General features: G+C 61.7%; 16 protein-coding genes. 6 read left to right on the forward strand and 10 right to left on the reverse strand.

Annotation, left to right across the window (positions count from 1 at the left end; translation table 11 throughout):
• Positions 1 to 18: 18 nt before the first annotated feature.
• Entirely contained in the window at positions 19 to 321 is a 303-nt protein-coding gene (locus AC07R0_RS15225; protein WP_495105468.1) for a cupin domain-containing protein, read from the reverse strand.
• A gap of 5 nt (positions 322 to 326) precedes the next feature.
• Entirely contained in the window at positions 327 to 1679 is a 1353-nt protein-coding gene (gene aptA / locus AC07R0_RS15230) for an omega-aminotransferase AptA (RefSeq protein WP_495105469.1), read from the reverse strand.
• Positions 1680 to 1767: 88 nt separating this feature from the next.
• Between aptA and AC07R0_RS15235 the strand changes: the two genes are divergently transcribed.
• Positions 1768 to 2694: a LysR family transcriptional regulator gene (locus AC07R0_RS15235; protein ID WP_495105470.1), complete on the forward strand. Its 927-nt coding sequence runs from the start codon at positions 1768 to 1770 to the stop codon at positions 2692 to 2694.
• Between the two features lie 74 nt (positions 2695 to 2768).
• Here AC07R0_RS15235 and AC07R0_RS15240 read toward each other — a convergent pair whose 3' ends face one another.
• The gene (locus AC07R0_RS15240) at positions 2769 to 4220 is read right to left on the reverse strand and encodes an aldehyde dehydrogenase family protein (protein WP_495105471.1); all 1452 of its coding nucleotides are present in this window, start codon (positions 4218 to 4220) and stop codon (positions 2769 to 2771) included.
• A 157-nt stretch (positions 4221 to 4377) separates the two neighbouring features.
• On the opposite strand from AC07R0_RS15240, the gene AC07R0_RS15245 reads away from it, so the two are divergent.
• Together AC07R0_RS15245 and AC07R0_RS15250 are read left to right on the forward strand one after the other, a co-directional pair.
• Positions 4378 to 5661, forward strand: a complete 1284-nt coding sequence (locus AC07R0_RS15245) for a D-amino acid dehydrogenase (RefSeq protein WP_495105472.1) — start codon at positions 4378 to 4380, stop codon at positions 5659 to 5661.
• A gap of 24 nt (positions 5662 to 5685) precedes the next feature.
• Positions 5686 to 6594, forward strand: coding sequence for a LysR family transcriptional regulator ArgP (locus tag AC07R0_RS15250; protein WP_495077037.1), 909 nt, complete (start codon positions 5686 to 5688; stop codon positions 6592 to 6594).
• A gap of 56 nt (positions 6595 to 6650) precedes the next feature.
• Here AC07R0_RS15250 and AC07R0_RS15255 read toward each other — a convergent pair whose 3' ends face one another.
• The 3 genes from AC07R0_RS15255 to AC07R0_RS15265 form a co-directional block, all read right to left on the reverse strand.
• Positions 6651 to 7229 carry a flagellar basal body L-ring protein FlgH gene (locus tag AC07R0_RS15255; protein ID WP_495077038.1) on the reverse strand — a complete coding sequence of 193 codons (579 nt, stop codon included), beginning with the start codon at positions 7227 to 7229 and terminating at the stop codon, positions 6651 to 6653.
• A 145-nt stretch (positions 7230 to 7374) separates the two neighbouring features.
• Complete coding sequence (locus AC07R0_RS15260) at positions 7375 to 7875, reverse strand: cell division protein FtsI (protein ID WP_495077039.1); 501 nt, start codon at positions 7873 to 7875, stop codon at positions 7375 to 7377.
• Between the two features lie 80 nt (positions 7876 to 7955).
• Positions 7956 to 8444 (reverse strand): hypothetical protein, encoded by a 489-nt coding sequence (locus tag AC07R0_RS15265; RefSeq protein WP_495105473.1) that lies wholly within the window; start codon positions 8442 to 8444, stop codon positions 7956 to 7958.
• 302 nt (positions 8445 to 8746) lie between these two features.
• Between AC07R0_RS15265 and AC07R0_RS15270 the strand changes: the two genes are divergently transcribed.
• Positions 8747 to 9364 carry a TetR/AcrR family transcriptional regulator gene (locus AC07R0_RS15270; RefSeq protein ID WP_495105474.1) on the forward strand — a complete coding sequence of 206 codons (618 nt, stop codon included), beginning with the start codon at positions 8747 to 8749 and terminating at the stop codon, positions 9362 to 9364.
• A 49-nt stretch (positions 9365 to 9413) separates the two neighbouring features.
• Here AC07R0_RS15270 and AC07R0_RS15275 read toward each other — a convergent pair whose 3' ends face one another.
• Positions 9414 to 10238, reverse strand: a complete 825-nt coding sequence (locus AC07R0_RS15275) for a metallophosphoesterase (protein ID WP_495105475.1) — start codon at positions 10236 to 10238, stop codon at positions 9414 to 9416.
• Positions 10239 to 10412: 174 nt separating this feature from the next.
• On the opposite strand from AC07R0_RS15275, the gene AC07R0_RS15280 reads away from it, so the two are divergent.
• Entirely contained in the window at positions 10413 to 10607 is a 195-nt protein-coding gene (locus AC07R0_RS15280) for a hypothetical protein (RefSeq protein WP_490591676.1), read from the forward strand.
• A gap of 16 nt (positions 10608 to 10623) precedes the next feature.
• On the opposite strand, the gene AC07R0_RS15285 is transcribed toward AC07R0_RS15280, so the two are convergent.
• A complete protein-coding gene (locus AC07R0_RS15285; RefSeq protein ID WP_495105476.1) occupies positions 10624 to 11580 on the reverse strand; it encodes a LysR family transcriptional regulator in 957 nt (318 codons plus the stop codon).
• 402 nt (positions 11581 to 11982) lie between these two features.
• Between AC07R0_RS15285 and AC07R0_RS15290 the strand changes: the two genes are divergently transcribed.
• On the forward strand, positions 11983 to 12522 hold the full coding sequence (locus tag AC07R0_RS15290; RefSeq protein WP_495077044.1) for a hypothetical protein: 540 nt from the start codon (positions 11983 to 11985) through the stop codon (positions 12520 to 12522).
• A gap of 122 nt (positions 12523 to 12644) precedes the next feature.
• Here AC07R0_RS15290 and AC07R0_RS15295 read toward each other — a convergent pair whose 3' ends face one another.
• Together AC07R0_RS15295 and AC07R0_RS15300 are read right to left on the reverse strand one after the other, a co-directional pair.
• Entirely contained in the window at positions 12645 to 14510 is a 1866-nt protein-coding gene (locus AC07R0_RS15295; RefSeq protein WP_495105477.1) for a phosphoenolpyruvate carboxykinase (GTP), read from the reverse strand.
• A 423-nt stretch (positions 14511 to 14933) separates the two neighbouring features.
• A complete protein-coding gene (locus AC07R0_RS15300; RefSeq protein ID WP_495077046.1) occupies positions 14934 to 15086 on the reverse strand; it encodes a hypothetical protein in 153 nt (50 codons plus the stop codon).
• Between the last annotated feature and the right edge of the window lie 79 nt (positions 15087 to 15165).

The following is a 15165-nucleotide window of genomic DNA, read 5'->3' on the forward strand; positions in this document are numbered from 1 at the left end:
AATCTTTAAATTTTCAGGCTATTTGAGTTCGATTTCGACAAACACGAATTCGTGCGTGTTGGCATTCACCACGTTGTGCTCCACGCCGGTCAGCCGGGTGTAGGACTGGCCGGCGGTCAAAGCGCTGTGCACGTCGCCGTCCGGGGTCTCGAGCAGCAGGCTGCCGCTGGTCATGGGCACCACCACATAGTCCATGCCGTGGCGGTGCCAGCCGGTGTGGGCGCCGGGTGGAAAGCGCCATTCGGTGACCTTGACGCGATCGTTGTCGATCTGCACCGTGGGTACCGCCGAAGGGCGCTGCGCGGCGCTTGTTCCGCTCATCCCACTCAGGCCTGGGCGTTCAGCGTTTCGCCCAGGGCGTTCACCATGCTGTCGATCTCGGCGGGCGTAATGACAAACGGCGGCGCCAGCTGGATGGTGTCGCCACCGTAGCGCACGTAAAAACCCTTCTTCCACATCGCCATGGCAATCTCATACGGGCGGCGGGCCGGCTCGCCGGGCAGGGCGGCAATGGTGATGCCGCTGGCCAGGCCGTAGTTGCGGATGTCGGTGACATGCTTGGCGCCCTTCAGGCTGTGCACGGCATTTTCGAAATGTGGGGCAATGGCTTGCACGCGCTGCACCATGTTTTCCTGCACCAGGATGTCCAGCGTAGCCAGGCCGACCGCGCAGGCCACGGGGTGGGCCGAGTAGGTGTAGCCGTGGGCAAACTCCAGCATGTAGTCGGGGCCGCCAGCCGCCATGAAGGTGTCGTAAATGTCCTTCTTGACCAGCACCGCACCCATGGGCTGGGCGCCGTTGGTGATCTGCTTGGCCACGTTCATGATGTCGGGCGTGACGCCAAAGGCCTCGGCGCCAGTCATCGCGCCCATGCGGCCAAAGCCGGTGATCACTTCGTCAAAAATCAGCAGGATGTTGTGCGCGGTGCAGATCTCGCGCAGGCGCTGCAGATAGCCCACCGGTGGCACCACCACGCCGGCCGAGCCGGACATGGGCTCGACGATGACAGCGGCGATGTTCGACGCATCGTGCAGCGCAATCAGGTCCAGCAGCCCGTCGGCCAGCTCGGCGCCAGTCTTCGGCATGCCGCGCGAGAAGGCGTTGCTTTTCAGCTGGGTGTGCGGTAGGTGGTCGGCCTGCAGGGCTTCGCCAAACATCTTGCGGTTGGCGCCGATGCCGCCGACCGAGATGCCGCCGAAGTTCACGCCGTGGTAGCCCTTTTCGCGGCCGATCAAACGGGTCTTGCTGGCTTGGCCCTTGGTGCGCCAGTAGGCGCGCGCCATCTTCAGCGAGGTGTCGGCGGCTTCCGAGCCGGAGCCGGTAAAGAACACGTGGTCCAGGCCGTCGGGCGTCAGTTCTTTGAGCTTGTTGGCCAGCTCGAACGACAGCGGGTGGGCGAATTGGAAGGCGGGTGAGTAGTCCAGCGTGGCCAGCTGGCGGGTGGCGGCGGCCGTGATTTCGGCGCGGCCATGGCCCAGGCCACAGCACCACAGGCCGGACAGTCCGTCCAGGATCTGGCGGCCGTCGATATCGGTGTAGTAGCTGCCCTTGGCACCGGTGATGATGCGCGGGTCGGCCTTGAAGTTGCGGTTGCCCGAGTAAGGCATCCAGTGCGCGTCCAGCCAGGCGGCGTCGGTACGGGGGCGGGGGCTGAGTTGCTGGCTGTCGGTCATGTCCATGGATGCTCCAGTAAAAAGTGGATCACGCATTCTTGCGGTGTCTGTTACTCTTATAAAGCATTAAATATCCATATTCAGTTAGCAATATATGCAAGTAAAAAATCGCGCCGTCCTGGGCCAGCTGACCGATATGGACATCCGCCTGCTGCGGGTGTTCAAGAGCGTGGTCGAATGCGGCGGCATGGCGGCGGCCGAGCTGGAGCTGAACATCGGCACCTCCACCGTCAGTCGGCACGTCAAAGACCTGGAAACCCGGCTGGGCTTGACGCTGTGCCGGCGCGGCCGCAGCGGCTTTGCGCTGACCCCCGAGGGCCAGCAGATCTACACCGAGACGCTGCGCCTGCTGGCCGGCGCCGAGGCCTTTCGCGCCAGCGTGGACGCGCTGCACCAGCGCATGGGCGGCGAGCTGCACCTGGCGGTGTTCGACAAGACCGCCAGCAACCCGCAAGCGCGCATCCATGCGGCCATAGCCCAGTTTGCGCAGCAGGCCCCGGATGTGCGCCTGTGCCTGCACGTGGCGACCATCCACGCCATCGAGCGCGGGGTGCTGGACGGCCAGTTCCAGCTGGGCATCATCCCCGGCCACCGCAACGCCGACAGCCTGGCCTACGACGCGCTGTTTGGCGAAACCATGCTGCTGTACTGCGGCGTGCAGCATGTGCTGTTTGGCCAAGACATGCAGGCCATGGGTTGGGACGACCTGCGCCGCTACCCGTTTGCCGGCCTGGGCCAGCATTCGCCGAACATGGAAATCAGCCAGCGCGAGCGCTTGCCGCGCAAGGCCACGGGCTTCGACCAGGAGTCCATCGCCACGCTGATCCTGAGCGGCCACTACCTGGGCTTCCTGCCCGACCACTATGCCGAGGGCTTTGTGCAAAAAGGCCAGATGCGTGCCGTACAGCCCGCGCTGTTCCACTACGCCTGCCAGTTTCTGGGCATCACCCGCCGCACGCCCGAGCCCTCGCCGGCGACACGGCTGTTGCAGGAGTGCCTGCGGGCTGCGCATAGCTTGTAAGAATGTGCTATTGAAAATATAGCTGCTAACGCAGCCAATACCTGCACTAGCAGTCTTTTTATAAAACTTTTGCCTCAAAAAGGATAGTGCCGTGGCGTGGTCTGCACCGTGACCCAGCGCAGGTCAGTGAACGCTGCGATGCCGGCGGCACCGCCAAAGCTGCCGATGCCGCTGCCCTTGACGCCGCCGAACGGCATCTGCGGTTCGTCGTGCACCGTCGGGCCGTTGACGTGGCAGATGCCGGACTGGATGCGCCCGGCGACCTGCAGTGCGCGCGCAATGTCGCGGCCGAATACCGCGCTGGACAGGCCATAGGCGTTGTCGTTGGCGCAGGCCACGGCCGCATCGACGCCGCTGACGCGGACGATGGCTTTCACCGGGCCGAAGGATTCCTCGCTGTAGATCTTCATCGCCGGCGTCACGTGGTCCAGCAAGGTGGCGGGCATCAAGGTGCTGTCGGCTTTGCCACCGCACAGCAGCTTCGCGCCTTTGGCCAGCGCGTCGTCGATGAGTGCGTTGCAGCGCTGTACCGTGCTCATGTCGACGACGGAACCGAGCACGACAGGACCCTTGCGCGGATCGCCCAGCGGCAGGCTGGCGGCCTTGGCGGCCAGCTGAGCCACGAAGGCATCGGCGATTTTTTCGTCCACGATGATGCGCTCGGTCGACATGCAGATCTGGCCCGAATTGGCGAAGGCGCCAAAGGCGGCGGCGTTGACGGCGGCGTCCAGGTCGGCGTCGTCCAGCACCAGCAGCGGGGCCTTGCCGCCCAGCTCCAGCACCACCGGCTTCAGGTACTTGGCGCAGACGCCGGCGATGATCTTGCCCACATGGGTCGAGCCGGTGAAGTTGACACGCCGCACGGCGGGGTGGGCGACCATGGCTTCGACCACCGCCGCCGCATCGGCCGGCGCGTTGGTGATGAAGTTCACCACGCCGGGCGGTAGGCCGGCCTCTTGCAGCGCTTCGATGATCAGGCCGTGGGTGGCGGGGCAGAGTTCCGAGCCCTTCAGCACCACGGTGTTGCCGCAGGCCAGCGGTACGGCGACGGCGCGCACGCCCAGGATTACCGGCGCGTTCCACGGCGCCATGCCCAGCACTACGCCAGCCGCCTGGCGCACGCCCATGGACAGGCTGCCTGGCACGTCGGATGGAATGACTTCGCCGTTGATCTGTGTGGTCAGCGATGCGGCTTCCAGCAGGGTGCCGGCGGCCAGGTGCACATTGAAGCCGGCCCACATCGCCGAGGCGCCGGTTTCGGCGGCCATGGCGGCGATGAAGGCCGGGGCCTTGGCTTCCAGTGCGGCAGCGGCCTTGGTCAGCAGCGTGCGGCGCTGGCCTGGGCCGGTGGCCGACCAGGCGGGGAGGGCGGCGGCTGCAGCTTCTACTGCTGCCACTGCGTCCTGCACTGTGGCGGCGGGGGCGCTGGTGGCGATGCTGCCATCCAGCGGGTTGCGGCGCTCGAAGGTAGCGCCGGAGCCGGCGGGAACGGACTGGCCGTTGATGAGCAGGTGGGTGTTGGGCATGGTGTGTTTCTTGCGGCGCGGGGCCGTTGTCTCTGGGACTGCAAGCATCTCACAACAGACTCTAATTCAGAATTAGAGTTTCTAATAAACCATGGTGTTATAAATTAGGTCAACTTATATTTCAACAAGTTTCAATTTCTCACAAAGCGAGCGCCACATGAAAGTTCTGATCTTGGGCAGCGGGGTGATCGGCACCACGACCGCGTACTACCTGGCCAAGGCCGGACACCAGGTGACGGTGGTGGACCGTCAGCCCGGCCCCGCGCTGGAGACCAGCTACGGCAATGCGGGTGAGGTGTCGCCCGGCTACTCGGCGCCCTGGGCCGGGCCGGGCGTGCCGCTGAAGGCGATCCAGTGGCTGATGATGCACCACAGCCCGCTGGTGATACGCCCGCTGCTGGACCCGAGCATGTGGCGCTGGGGTATGTCCATGCTGCGCAACTGCACCGAGGCACGCTACCAGATCAACAAGGGCCGCATGGTGCGCCTGGCCGAGTACAGCCGCGACTGTCTGAAGCAGCTGCGCGCTGACACCGGTATTGCTTACGACGAGCGTAGCCAGGGCACGCTGCAGCTGTTTCGCAACCAGAAGCAGCTGGACGGCACGGCCAAGGACATCGAAATATTGAAGCAGTACGGCGTGCCCTACCAGCTGCTGGACCGCGAGGCTTACCTGGAACACGAGCCGGCACTGGCCCTGGTGAAGGAAAAGTTCGTCGGCGCGCTGCGTCTGCCTGGCGATGAAACTGGCGACTGCTTCAAGTTCACCAACCGCCTGGCCAAGATGGCCGAGGCCCTGGGTGTGGAATTCCGCTCCAGCGTGCATATCGAACGCATTGCCGCCGATGGGAACAAGATCACCGGCGTGCATACCAGCGTGGGCCTGCTGCAGGCCGACAGCTATCTGGTGGCGCTGGGCAGCTATTCGCCCGTCCTGCTGAAGCCGCTGGGCTTCAACCTGCCGGTGTACCCGGTGAAGGGCTATTCCATCACTGTGCCGATCACCGACGCGGCCTGCGCGCCCGAATCCACCGTGATGGACGAAACCCACAAAGTTGCTGTGACCCGCCTGGGTGACCGCATCCGCGTGGGCGGTACGGCCGAGCTGGCTGGCTACAGCCTGGAGCTACATGAAGAGCGCCGCAACACGCTGAACCACGTGGTAACCGACTTGTTCCCCAAGGGCGGCGATGTGTCCAAGGCCGAGTTCTGGACCGGCCTGCGCCCCATGACGCCCGATGGCACGCCGGTGCTGGGCGAAACGCCGTACCCCAATCTCCACCTGTCCACCGGCCACGGCACGCTGGGCTGGACCATGGCAGCCGGCACCGGCCGTGTGATGGCTGACCTGCTGTCGCAGCGCAAGCCGGACATTAGCATGGAGGGCCTGAGCCTGGCCCGCTACGGCAACGGATTTAGCGGTCGTACACATACCGGCTAGGCTCCTAAGGTACATTCGCCTTCCATGAGCAGTTTTGACCCCGACGCCCTTGAATGCCTTGCCGCCATTGTGGAAGAGGGGGGCTTCGAGCGTGCGGCGCAGCGGCTGAACATCACGCAGTCTGCAGTGTCGCAGCGCCTGCGCTCGCTGGAGGCGCAGGCCGGCACCGTGCTGGTGGTGCGCAGCCGCCCGCTCAAGCCCACGGCCGCCGGCCATTTGCTCATCAAACACACCAAGCAGCTGCGCCTGCTGCGAGCTGATCTGGAGCGCGACATGCAGGAGTTGGCGCCCAGCATCAACGGCGGCGCGCGCGACGAGGAGCGGGTGTCGATCGCCATCAACGCCGACAGCATCGCCACCTGGGCCATGGGCGCCTTGCAGGGCGTGGTGGCCCAGGGCTTGCCGCTGGAGATCATCACCGATGACCAGGACTTTACCCAGGAATGGCTGCGTGAAGGCCAGGTGCTGGGCTGCGTAACCACTTTGAAACAGGCCCTGCGCGGCTGCAAGGTGGTGCACCTGGGCGCCATGCGCTATGTGGCCGTGGCCCAGGCCGAATATGCACGCCGTCACTTGCCGCATGGCTTGACGGCGCACAACTTCCGCAACGTGCCATTTGTCGCCTTCAACCGCAAGGATGATATGCAGCGCGAGTTCGTCAGCCAGCAGTACGGTCTCAAGCGGGTGTCTCTGCGCCAGGTCTTCGTGCCCAGTTCCGAAGGCCAGGTGCGTGCCGTGCGCGCCGGCTGGGGCATCAGCGTGGTGCCCGAGTTGCTGGTGCTGGATTTGTTGGCCCAGGGGGAACTGGTCAATCTGGTTCCGAAAGAGGCACTGCTGATCCAACTCTATTGGCACTGCTGGAATCTGCAGTCCGAGGTGCTGGACACCTTGAGCGCCGCGCTGACCGACGCGGCGGCTGCCTCGCTGCAATAAGGCTTGGGCTCAGGTAGAGCTGCCTGCAGTAGCTTGCCCGCAGCCCAGGGGGCTGGCTACCAAAAACTCAGGCTTTTTGCCAGAATGCGCTGCATCCAGTTGCGGGACGTAGCGTCTTGCACATCGCCCTTGCCGACCAGTTCCAGCTTGGCATCCACCACATCGCCAGAGGCGACCACATTGCCCGCGGTAATGTCATACGGGTTCACCACGCCAGAGAAGCGCAGTGTGCTCATGCCGTTGTTCAACACGATGCTTTTTTCGCCGGCCACCAGCAGGTAGCCGTTGGGCATGACGTTGATCACTGCAGCCGCCAATCGGCCGCTGAACTTGCTGCTATTGCCGGCGGTGCCCGAGCCCTTGAGCGTGTCGGTGCCCGAGGCGGTTGCGTCCACGTTCATGATGCCCTTGAGGATGCTGCCCAGGGAGTTGGATTCAGATCCCGGCCCTTTTTGTGTCAGCTTGGTTTCCTTGCTGGTATTGCTGGTTTGTTCGCTGGTGGCGCTCAGGGTTTCGGAAATATCGATTTTCAGGGCATCGCCGATTTTGGTCGGCTTTCTGCGGTCTGAAAATAAGGAGGTTACCGTCATATTCGAACGGAATATCGCACCAGTGGCAACAGGCTCAATATCCATGGGCTGCTGCAAAGCCGTTACCCGTACGGGTGGCGGGACAATACTGTCCGATCCGGCGCAGGCTCCTAGCGCGCCCAATACAAATATCGCCATCAAATATGCGTGTACGCGATAGATAGTCTGTGCCATATGAATCTTTCAGGATTTAGTTTTCAAAACCGGTGAGTAAAGCAGTAACCACCGGAGCTACCTTGCTGCGTGTGGAAGACCATTTACCCATGCCATAAGTTGGGTCCAATGCGTAACTGCTCTTGGATAAAACCTTGCCGCCAGCCGTACGTAATGTCAGCGTGGTACTGGTTAAATAGGTTTTATAGTCGTTGGTAAAAGGTGGAATATCCCACTCCACATAGGCCACATAATTCAGCCAGATTTCACAGTTGCCGGGAGCGGTACCAGCTTCATATATCCGACTTTCTATTTGGTGCAAGCGCAATTCAGATTGCACCGCGGGCAGAATTTCCACCGCTTGGGATTGCGGGTTGAATTCAATACACACTTTGTCGAAAGTAGGATGGATGTGGTAGACCGTGTCCTTGGCCTTGCTGGGCCCGACCGTGATGAGCGTGCTGGCGGCTGTGCCCGAAGCCTTGACCAGTTCGAACAGCGGTACGGGCGAGAATATGGAGCAGGCGGTTTGCAGCAAACACGCTGCAACCGCAACTCCGCGCAGGCAATAGGACTTAAACAGAATATTCTCCTGGCTCGGTATTGCCGGGCTGTGGGCTAAACCAGTGCGCTAACAACCTGCGTGGCGTTCGATATGCCCGCTTGGGTATATTCGGCGGCGGCGCTGGCAACCTTGCCAATACCTTTTGCGGTGGCGTTATAGGCGGTTTTTAAACCGTCGACGCTTTCATTGGCCAGGGTTACCGTGCTATCGACCGCGGATTTGGCGGTGTTTTCTACCGCCTGTACTGCGTTGCTGGCGGCATTGCTGATACCGTTGGTCATGCTGTTATAGGCACTCTTTAATTCTTTGGCACCTTCTGCAACAGTGGATGTGGTATTTTCTGCCGCCGATTTCACGGTATTTACGGCGCTGCTGTTCAGGGTTTTAGCCGCTGTACCCGCCGAATTAGCCAGACCCATGGCATCGGCAGTGGCCGCGCTAAATGCTTTCGCACTTTTTTCATTGATGGAGGAGTTTTTGGAGACTGCCGTTGACGCTTTGGCAGTGCTGGCGGGAATGGTGGTTGCATTGCTGATTTGCATGGTGATCCTCTGGGTTGATGGACGGGCAATTAAATTTTGTCCGCCCGCCCCAGATTTAAATCACAGATAAAGCGCTAGAAAACCCACTAAGTACATTGGATTCACAAGCAAGGATGCAATGGGTACAAATGGTATATGTAGCGAAATATAAATGCGTCGATACAATCGACTTTTAAATAAAATTAAAGATAATATGGCTGAATTTTTCGAATATCCGTTGTACGCATATTGTGTTTAGTGACTTGTGGGTCTAACAATAGACCCGTAGTTCTTATTTTGTGCATCTGCACTTAAAATGCGGTATGCGCTCTTCCCCCCAACCCAAAATTTCCTTTAAGCAGCAGATGCTGCAGGCCCGCGAAGAGGCCATCGTGCAGACAGTCAACCGTCTGCTGGCCGAAAAGGGCTTTGACGCCATGACGGTGGACGAGGTGGCGCTGGGCGTGGGTATTGCCAAGGCCAGCCTGTACAAGCATTTCCCCAGCAAGGAAGACCTGGCCGCTGCCGCCATGGTGCGTGTGCTGCAGCGCACACGGGACTTTCTGCAAGCCCTGCCAGCCACCGATGCCCCTTTGTTGAAGCTGCAAGCCCTGGTGCGCTGGGCCATGCAGGTGCAATTGGCTGGTGAAATGCCTTCACTGCCCAGCCAGAACTCCAGCCTGCGTGCCAATCTGATGGGCAATAACGCCTACCTGGATGTGCTGGTGCAGGTCAGCGACCAGCTCGGCGGCTGGATACAGGCAGCGCAAACCGCTGGCCAGATCAACCCGCAGTTGCCGGCCGTGGCCGTGCTGTACACGCTGTATGCGCGTGCTTGCGACCCGGTGCTGGGCTTTTTGCAGGCCGGCGGCCAGCACAGCGACGAGCAGATCATTGAATGGGTGCTGTCTACCTGCTTTGATGGTCTGATTGCCCGTTAGCGCAGGTATTACCAGCGCTAACAGCTATTAAAACCATAGTAAACATGGTTCACAGCTGGATGCAGCGCGCCTCTTGGAAGTGCAGCTGCTCGTTCTTGCGGGCATAGCCTCTGGGGTTAGCTACGACCCGGCAACCGCGGTGTACGTAGTCGCTGGGGGCATGCAGATGGCCGTGCAACCATAGCTGCGCATGCGGCAGCAGATCGTCCAAGGCATTGCAGAAACCGGCCGTGCCCGGCGTGCGCCCGTAGCGTGGGTCAGCGCTGTGCAGGCTGGGCGCAAAGTGGGTGACCACTACCGTGGGGCCGGCAAAGGGCGTGGCCAGTGCCGTGCGCAGCCAGGCCTGGCATTCCAAGGCTTGCTCGCGGATGGCATCGGCCAGCATGGGCTGGCCGTTGCGGGTGGCCGAGTTCTTTGTCAAATAGTAGTTGGCGGCGCGAAAGGCCTTGTCACGCGCCTTGAGCTGCTGGCCGAGGGTAGCCTCGGTGGCTGTGTCGTCCGGCCCGAGTGCGTCAAAGTCACTCCACAGCGTGGTGCCTATGAAGCGTACGCCCTGCAGCTCCAGGGTTTCACGCTCCAGCCAGGCCAGCCCCAAGCGTTCGCAGGTGGCGCGCAGGCGCTGGTGGGCGGTGTCGAAATCCAGCCCGTCGTATTCATGGTTGCCGGGCACGAAAAGTACCGGCGTGGGCCAGCCCGCGTGCTGGGGCAGGGGGGAGAAGCGGGCCAGGCCGAAGTCGCTATCGTCCAGGCGCGAGCCCGCCTGGTAGGAGCCGATATCGCCGGCTAGTACCAGCACATCGGCGTCGGGCGCGGGCGTGGGTGCGAAGTCTGGGTGGGTTTCTAGGTGCAGGTCGGACAGCAGTTGGATCTTCATGGCAGGGCCAGTCTACGCGGGATCGGGCCTGTCTATAACTGCACAGAAAATGCCTGTCACAGGCGGTCTGCACGAGGTTATGCATCAAGCGCATAGCTTGGGGCTTGAATATCTAGGGAAAACCCTTATTCTTCAAGCATCGTTGTTTTTCACCGTTTGTCCGGTGGTATTTGTATGTTGAGTCTGCTCCTCCAAAAGATCTTGTTCCGTAGCGTCAGCGCAGCCGTGCCTGCCATCCGTCGCCGCAAAGACACGCCCAATGTGGCCCAGGATTTGATGGAAAGCGCGGGTGCCCGCTCTGGCACCAACCCTTACCAGTCCGCCGAACTGCGTGGCGCGGCACTGGCCTTTCTCAGCGTGATGCGCTGAGAGCGTTGACATTTTCTTAGGGCGCAAACGCCTTTTTGGCGGAGCGCGCCAAAGCCAGGCGTAGCCAAGTGTGGGCTGCGTCATGCTCCATACGCCGGTGCCATAGCGCATCGACGTGTACAGCCGGCACCGTGAATGGCAGCTCTTGCAGCTGCAGTGCATCGGCCATGCCGGTGACGCTGACGAAATGCCGTGGCAGCACCGTCAGCAGGTCCGAATTGACTACGACCCGGCCCGCGGTGAAGAATTGGTTCACCGTCAGTACCACGCGCCGCTCGCGTTTCTGGCGCGCCAAGGCTTCGTCAATAAAGCCAAAAGCCCGGCCGGAAAAGCTCACCAGCAGGTGGCGCGCCGCGCAAAACGCGTCCAGCGTCAGGCCGGCGGGGGCCAGTGGATGGCCTTTGCGCATGGCGCATACATATTGGCCGTCGTAGAGACGCTGGTGCGCATACGGCGTGGCCTTGCCCACCTGGGCGCGGGCCGTCAGGTCGCTCATCACCGCCGGGAAATAGCCTACGGCCAGGTCGGCCAACTCATCCTCTAAGAGCTTGCGCGGGTCACGTGTGGTCAGTGGCACCACGCGCAGCGAGATGCCGGGCGCCTCGGTTTCCAGAATGTCCACCAGCCCGGGTATCAGCTCCGCCGCCGTGGCGTCGGCCATGGCCAGCACAAAGGTGCTGTCCGCCAGCGCAGGTACGAAGTCACTGGGTACCAGTGAAGCCTGCAGCTGCCGCAAGGCCTCGCGTACCACCGGCCACAGCGCCAGGGCGCGCGGCGTGGCCTCCAGGCTTTGGCCGCGCCGGCGCACCAACTCGTCGTCCAGGGTTTCACGCAGGCGCCGCAGCGCATTGCTGACGGCCGGCTGGGTTAGCGCCAGGTTTTGGGCTGCCCGGGTGAGGCTGCGCTCGGCCATGATTTCATCAAACACCCGCAATAGATTGAGGTCGAAAGTGCGAAAGTTAGGCAGGCTCATGGCGGGTGGCGTAAGCGTTTGTGCAGTAATAAATGCGATGTGTTGCTTTATGGATACGGTGTGGCGTCATGGCTATGTGCAGGTACGACGTCTGATGCACGTGCCAGAAAACCGTTTTTGCATACCGCATCTTCCAACATAATTTGCTATAAAAATTAGAGCTACTTGCGCAGGGAATATCAGCGCGAGAGGCCAATTCAACCAATATCCACAGACAGGAGTGAGCGCCGGGCCCAGGCCGATTGAACTGCTCTCCTTGTATGCCGACAGCAGGCCATTCATCACCATGGTGAATGGAGATCATCACAAAGATAAAGTTGGATCGTATGGGTGTAAACCCTAATATTCGTTTGCGTCTACGGCGATCCCGTCCAGAGGACGCTAGATCCAAAGGAAATTACCATGACCAGCATTGCCCAAACCAGCTTCCCTACCGCACATGCCGGCGCAACCCGTGCTGAGTCGGCCAACGGTAGCCTGTCCCAACGTTTTGATTCCGCCAAGGGCTTGTCCACCATTTTGTTGGCCGCCATTGTGTCCGCACTGGTGGTCGCTGCCGACCAGTTGGTAGACAACTGGAGCGAAGGCCATCTGCTGGCCGCCTGGGGCGCCGTGTGGGCCGTGGGCTTTGTTGCGCTGGCACTGTTTGCTGGTACGGCCCGCCGCGCCGCCGTCCGCATCGTACAGGCTCTGGATGCATGGTCGCAACGCCAGGCCCGTGCCCGTGCTGACCAACGCCTGTGGGCCACCGCTTTGAGCGACCCCCGCATCATGGCCGACCTGCAAGTCGCCATGGGCCGCCACGCAGAAGCCGACGCTACCGTGGTGGCAGAGAAGGCTCCCGTATCAGGCCGCCTGGGCCGTGCTGTGCTGGCTGCTTTTGACCGTCTGGACGCGCAAGCTTACGCTGCTGCGCAGTACCGCCTGTCCGCACACCTGTAATCGCGCAAACCGCGCTGCCGACAAGGCCTGGCGATCAGGCACTGCCGGCCGCACCGTTGGCCGGACATTAGGCCCCAAAGCCCCGCCCATTTTGTGCGGGGCTTTTTGCTTTAGGCGTTGCTTCAAGCCGCCAGGCGCTGTTCCAGCGCCTTCTTCGTATCCACCAGAGCTTGCGGCAAGTGGTAGGCCAGCTGGGTGAACAGCTCGGTGTGCAGTACCAATTCTTGCTGCCAGGCGGCTTTGTCGATGCTGGTGACGGTGTCGAACTGCGCCGGCGTGAAGTCCAGCCCGGTCCAGTTCAGTTCGCCATAGGTGGGGCTCACGCCGAAGATGTTTTCCTGGCCTGCGGCCTGGCCTTCGATGCGGTCGATCATCCACTTCAGCACGCGCATGTTTTCGCCATAACCGGGCCAGACAAACTTGCCGTCTTCGCCCTTGCGGAACCAGTTGGTGCAGTAGATTGGGGGCTGCTTGGCGCCCGATGCAGCCAGCTTGTCGCCCATATTCAACCAGTGCTGGAAGTAGTCGCTCATGTTGTAGCCCGTGAAAGGCAGCATGGCGAACGGGTCGCGGCGCACCACACCCATCTGGCCGACGGCGGCGGCGGTGGTTTCGGAACCCATGGTGGCGGCCATGTACACGCCTTCGGTCCAGTTGCGGGCCTCGGTGACCAGGGGCACGGTGGTGGAGCGGCGGCCGCCAAAGATGAAGGCGTCGATCGCCACACCCGCGGCGTCGTCCCAGGCCGGGTCCAGCGCGGGGTTGTTGGTCGCTGGCACGGTGAAGCGCGAATTGGGGTGGGCGGCCTTGGCGCCGGTTTCACGGGCGATGGCGGGCGTCCAGTCCTTGCCTTGCCAGTCGATCAGATGGTCGGGCAGGCTGCCGCTGTCCTTTTCCATGCCTTCCCACCACACGTCGCCGTCGTCGGTCAGCGCCACATTGGTGAAGATCACATCCTTGTCCAGGCTGGCCATGCAGTTCGGGTTGGTGTGGTAGTTGGTGCCGGGGGCCACGCCAAAGTAGCCAGCTTCGGGGTTGATGGCGTACAGGCGGCCGTCGGCACCGGGCTTGATCCAGGCGATGTCGTCACCGATGGTGGTGACTTTCCAGCCGTGGAAGCCGGCGGGCGGCACCAGCATGGAGAAATTGGTCTTGCCGCAGGCGCTGGGGAAGGCGGCTGCCACGTGGTACTTCTTGCCTTCGGGGTTGGTCACGCCCAGGATCAGCATGTGCTCGGCCAGCCAACCTTGGTCGCGGCCCATATTGGAGGCGATACGCAGCGCAAAGCATTTCTTGCCCAGCAGCGCATTGCCGCCATAGCCCGAGCCGTAGGACCAGATTTCGCGGGTTTCCGGGAAGTGCACGATGTACTTGGTCTTGTTGCAAGGCCATTTCACGTCGGCCTGGCCTTCTGCCAGCGGTGCGCCCACGGTGTGCATGCAGGGGACGAAGCTGCCCTCCGCACCCAGCAGTTCGACCACGGCCTTGCCCATGCGGGTCATGGTCTTCATGTTGACGGCCACGTAGGGGCTGTCGGACAGCTCCACGCCAATGTGGGCGATGGGCGAGCCCAGTGGGCCCATGCTGAACGGCACTACATACATGGTGCGGCCCTGCATGCAACCGGCAAACAGCGGGTTCAGCGTGGCGCGCATTTCCGCGGGTTCCATCCAGTTGTTGGTGGGGCCGGCGTTTTCCTTCTTTTCAGAGCAGATATAGGTGCGGTCTTCCACGCGGGCCACGTCGCTGGGGTCGCTGCAGGCCAGGAAGGAGTTGGGGCGCTTGGCGGGGTTGAGCTTCTTGAAGGTGCCGGCGTCCACCAGTTGTTGGCAGAGGCGGGCGTATTCCTCTTCGCTGCCATCGCACCAGTACACCGCCTTGGGCTGGGTCAGGGCGGCCATGTCGGCAACCCAGGCGAGGAGCTGGGTGTTTTTGACGTAATCGGGGGCGTTGAGGTCCAGCCCCAGGTCCATGGTGCGTGCGTTCATCGAGGTACTCCTAAGTTGAAAATCGTCTTTTCAAAAAGAGGCTCGATGCGGGAGCGGCCTTTTCAGAAAACGGCTTTGCTACTCAGTCGGCGGTCGGCGCAGTCAGCGCGGGCAGGCTGGGAGTTCGATTCTAAAGAGCCAGGACAAAGTTACGGTGTGATTACACGCAAAATGTATGCAAACGTTGCATGAGGTTATGTGCCGAAATGATGGGCGTGAGAATGGCGCATATTTCCAGGCCATAGCGCATACAAATGCTGCGCCAATAGCTATAGAAAAAATAGCAAAAAAGGGTGAAGACAGGGGTGTAGATACGGCAAAAACGGCGTTCTACATTGCATAAAACGCTGCGCCGGCCTGTGGTCCAGGCGGGCGCTCTTTCAAAGTGGCGTCAAGTCCGGCCGGACTGGCGCCAAGCTGGTGTCAGGCCATGGATACGGCGATGAAGGCCAGCAGGAAGATCAGCACGCCACCAACGAGGGGCAGGACCATGGGAATCATCGGCACGATGGCTTCCACGGCATCGGCGGGAGCGTGGGCGCTGGCGCCGTGTTCGCTGGTATCAGGGCTGGACATAGATATTCCTCGGGGTGGTGTTAAAAACTTGCCCGACCGGGCAGCGCGGCAGGCCGAAACCTGCAAGTTGGACATCGTA

The organism is Rhodoferax sp. GW821-FHT07F03 (assembly GCF_059418745.1).

Bases quoted from the DNA above. Each gene is read 5' to 3' on its own strand.
- AC07R0_RS15235 (WP_495105470.1), top strand. From the start codon at position 1,768: ATGCAAGTAAAAAATCGCGCCGTCCTGGGCCAGCTGACCGATATGGAC.
- AC07R0_RS15275 (WP_495105475.1), bottom strand. From the start codon at position 10,238: ATGAAGATCCAACTGCTGTCCGACCTGCACCTAGAAACCCACCCAGAC.
- AC07R0_RS15240 (WP_495105471.1), bottom strand. From the start codon at position 4,220: ATGCCCAACACCCACCTGCTCATCAACGGCCAGTCCGTTCCCGCCGGC.
- AC07R0_RS15265 (WP_495105473.1), bottom strand. From the start codon at position 8,444: ATGCAAATCAGCAATGCAACCACCATTCCCGCCAGCACTGCCAAAGCG.
- AC07R0_RS15290 (WP_495077044.1), top strand. From the start codon at position 11,983: ATGACCAGCATTGCCCAAACCAGCTTCCCTACCGCACATGCCGGCGCA.
- AC07R0_RS15250 (WP_495077037.1), top strand. From the start codon at position 5,686: ATGAGCAGTTTTGACCCCGACGCCCTTGAATGCCTTGCCGCCATTGTG.
- AC07R0_RS15295 (WP_495105477.1), bottom strand. From the start codon at position 14,510: ATGAACGCACGCACCATGGACCTGGGGCTGGACCTCAACGCCCCCGAT.
- AC07R0_RS15245 (WP_495105472.1), top strand. From the start codon at position 4,378: ATGAAAGTTCTGATCTTGGGCAGCGGGGTGATCGGCACCACGACCGCG.
- AC07R0_RS15300 (WP_495077046.1), bottom strand. From the start codon at position 15,086: ATGTCCAGCCCTGATACCAGCGAACACGGCGCCAGCGCCCACGCTCCC.
- aptA (WP_495105469.1), bottom strand. From the start codon at position 1,679: ATGGACATGACCGACAGCCAGCAACTCAGCCCCCGCCCCCGTACCGAC.
- AC07R0_RS15255 (WP_495077038.1), bottom strand. From the start codon at position 7,229: ATGGATATTGAGCCTGTTGCCACTGGTGCGATATTCCGTTCGAATATG.
- AC07R0_RS15270 (WP_495105474.1), top strand. From the start codon at position 8,747: ATGCGCTCTTCCCCCCAACCCAAAATTTCCTTTAAGCAGCAGATGCTG.
- AC07R0_RS15225 (WP_495105468.1), bottom strand. From the start codon at position 321: ATGAGCGGAACAAGCGCCGCGCAGCGCCCTTCGGCGGTACCCACGGTG.
- AC07R0_RS15280 (WP_490591676.1), top strand. From the start codon at position 10,413: ATGTTGAGTCTGCTCCTCCAAAAGATCTTGTTCCGTAGCGTCAGCGCA.
- AC07R0_RS15285 (WP_495105476.1), bottom strand. From the start codon at position 11,580: ATGAGCCTGCCTAACTTTCGCACTTTCGACCTCAATCTATTGCGGGTG.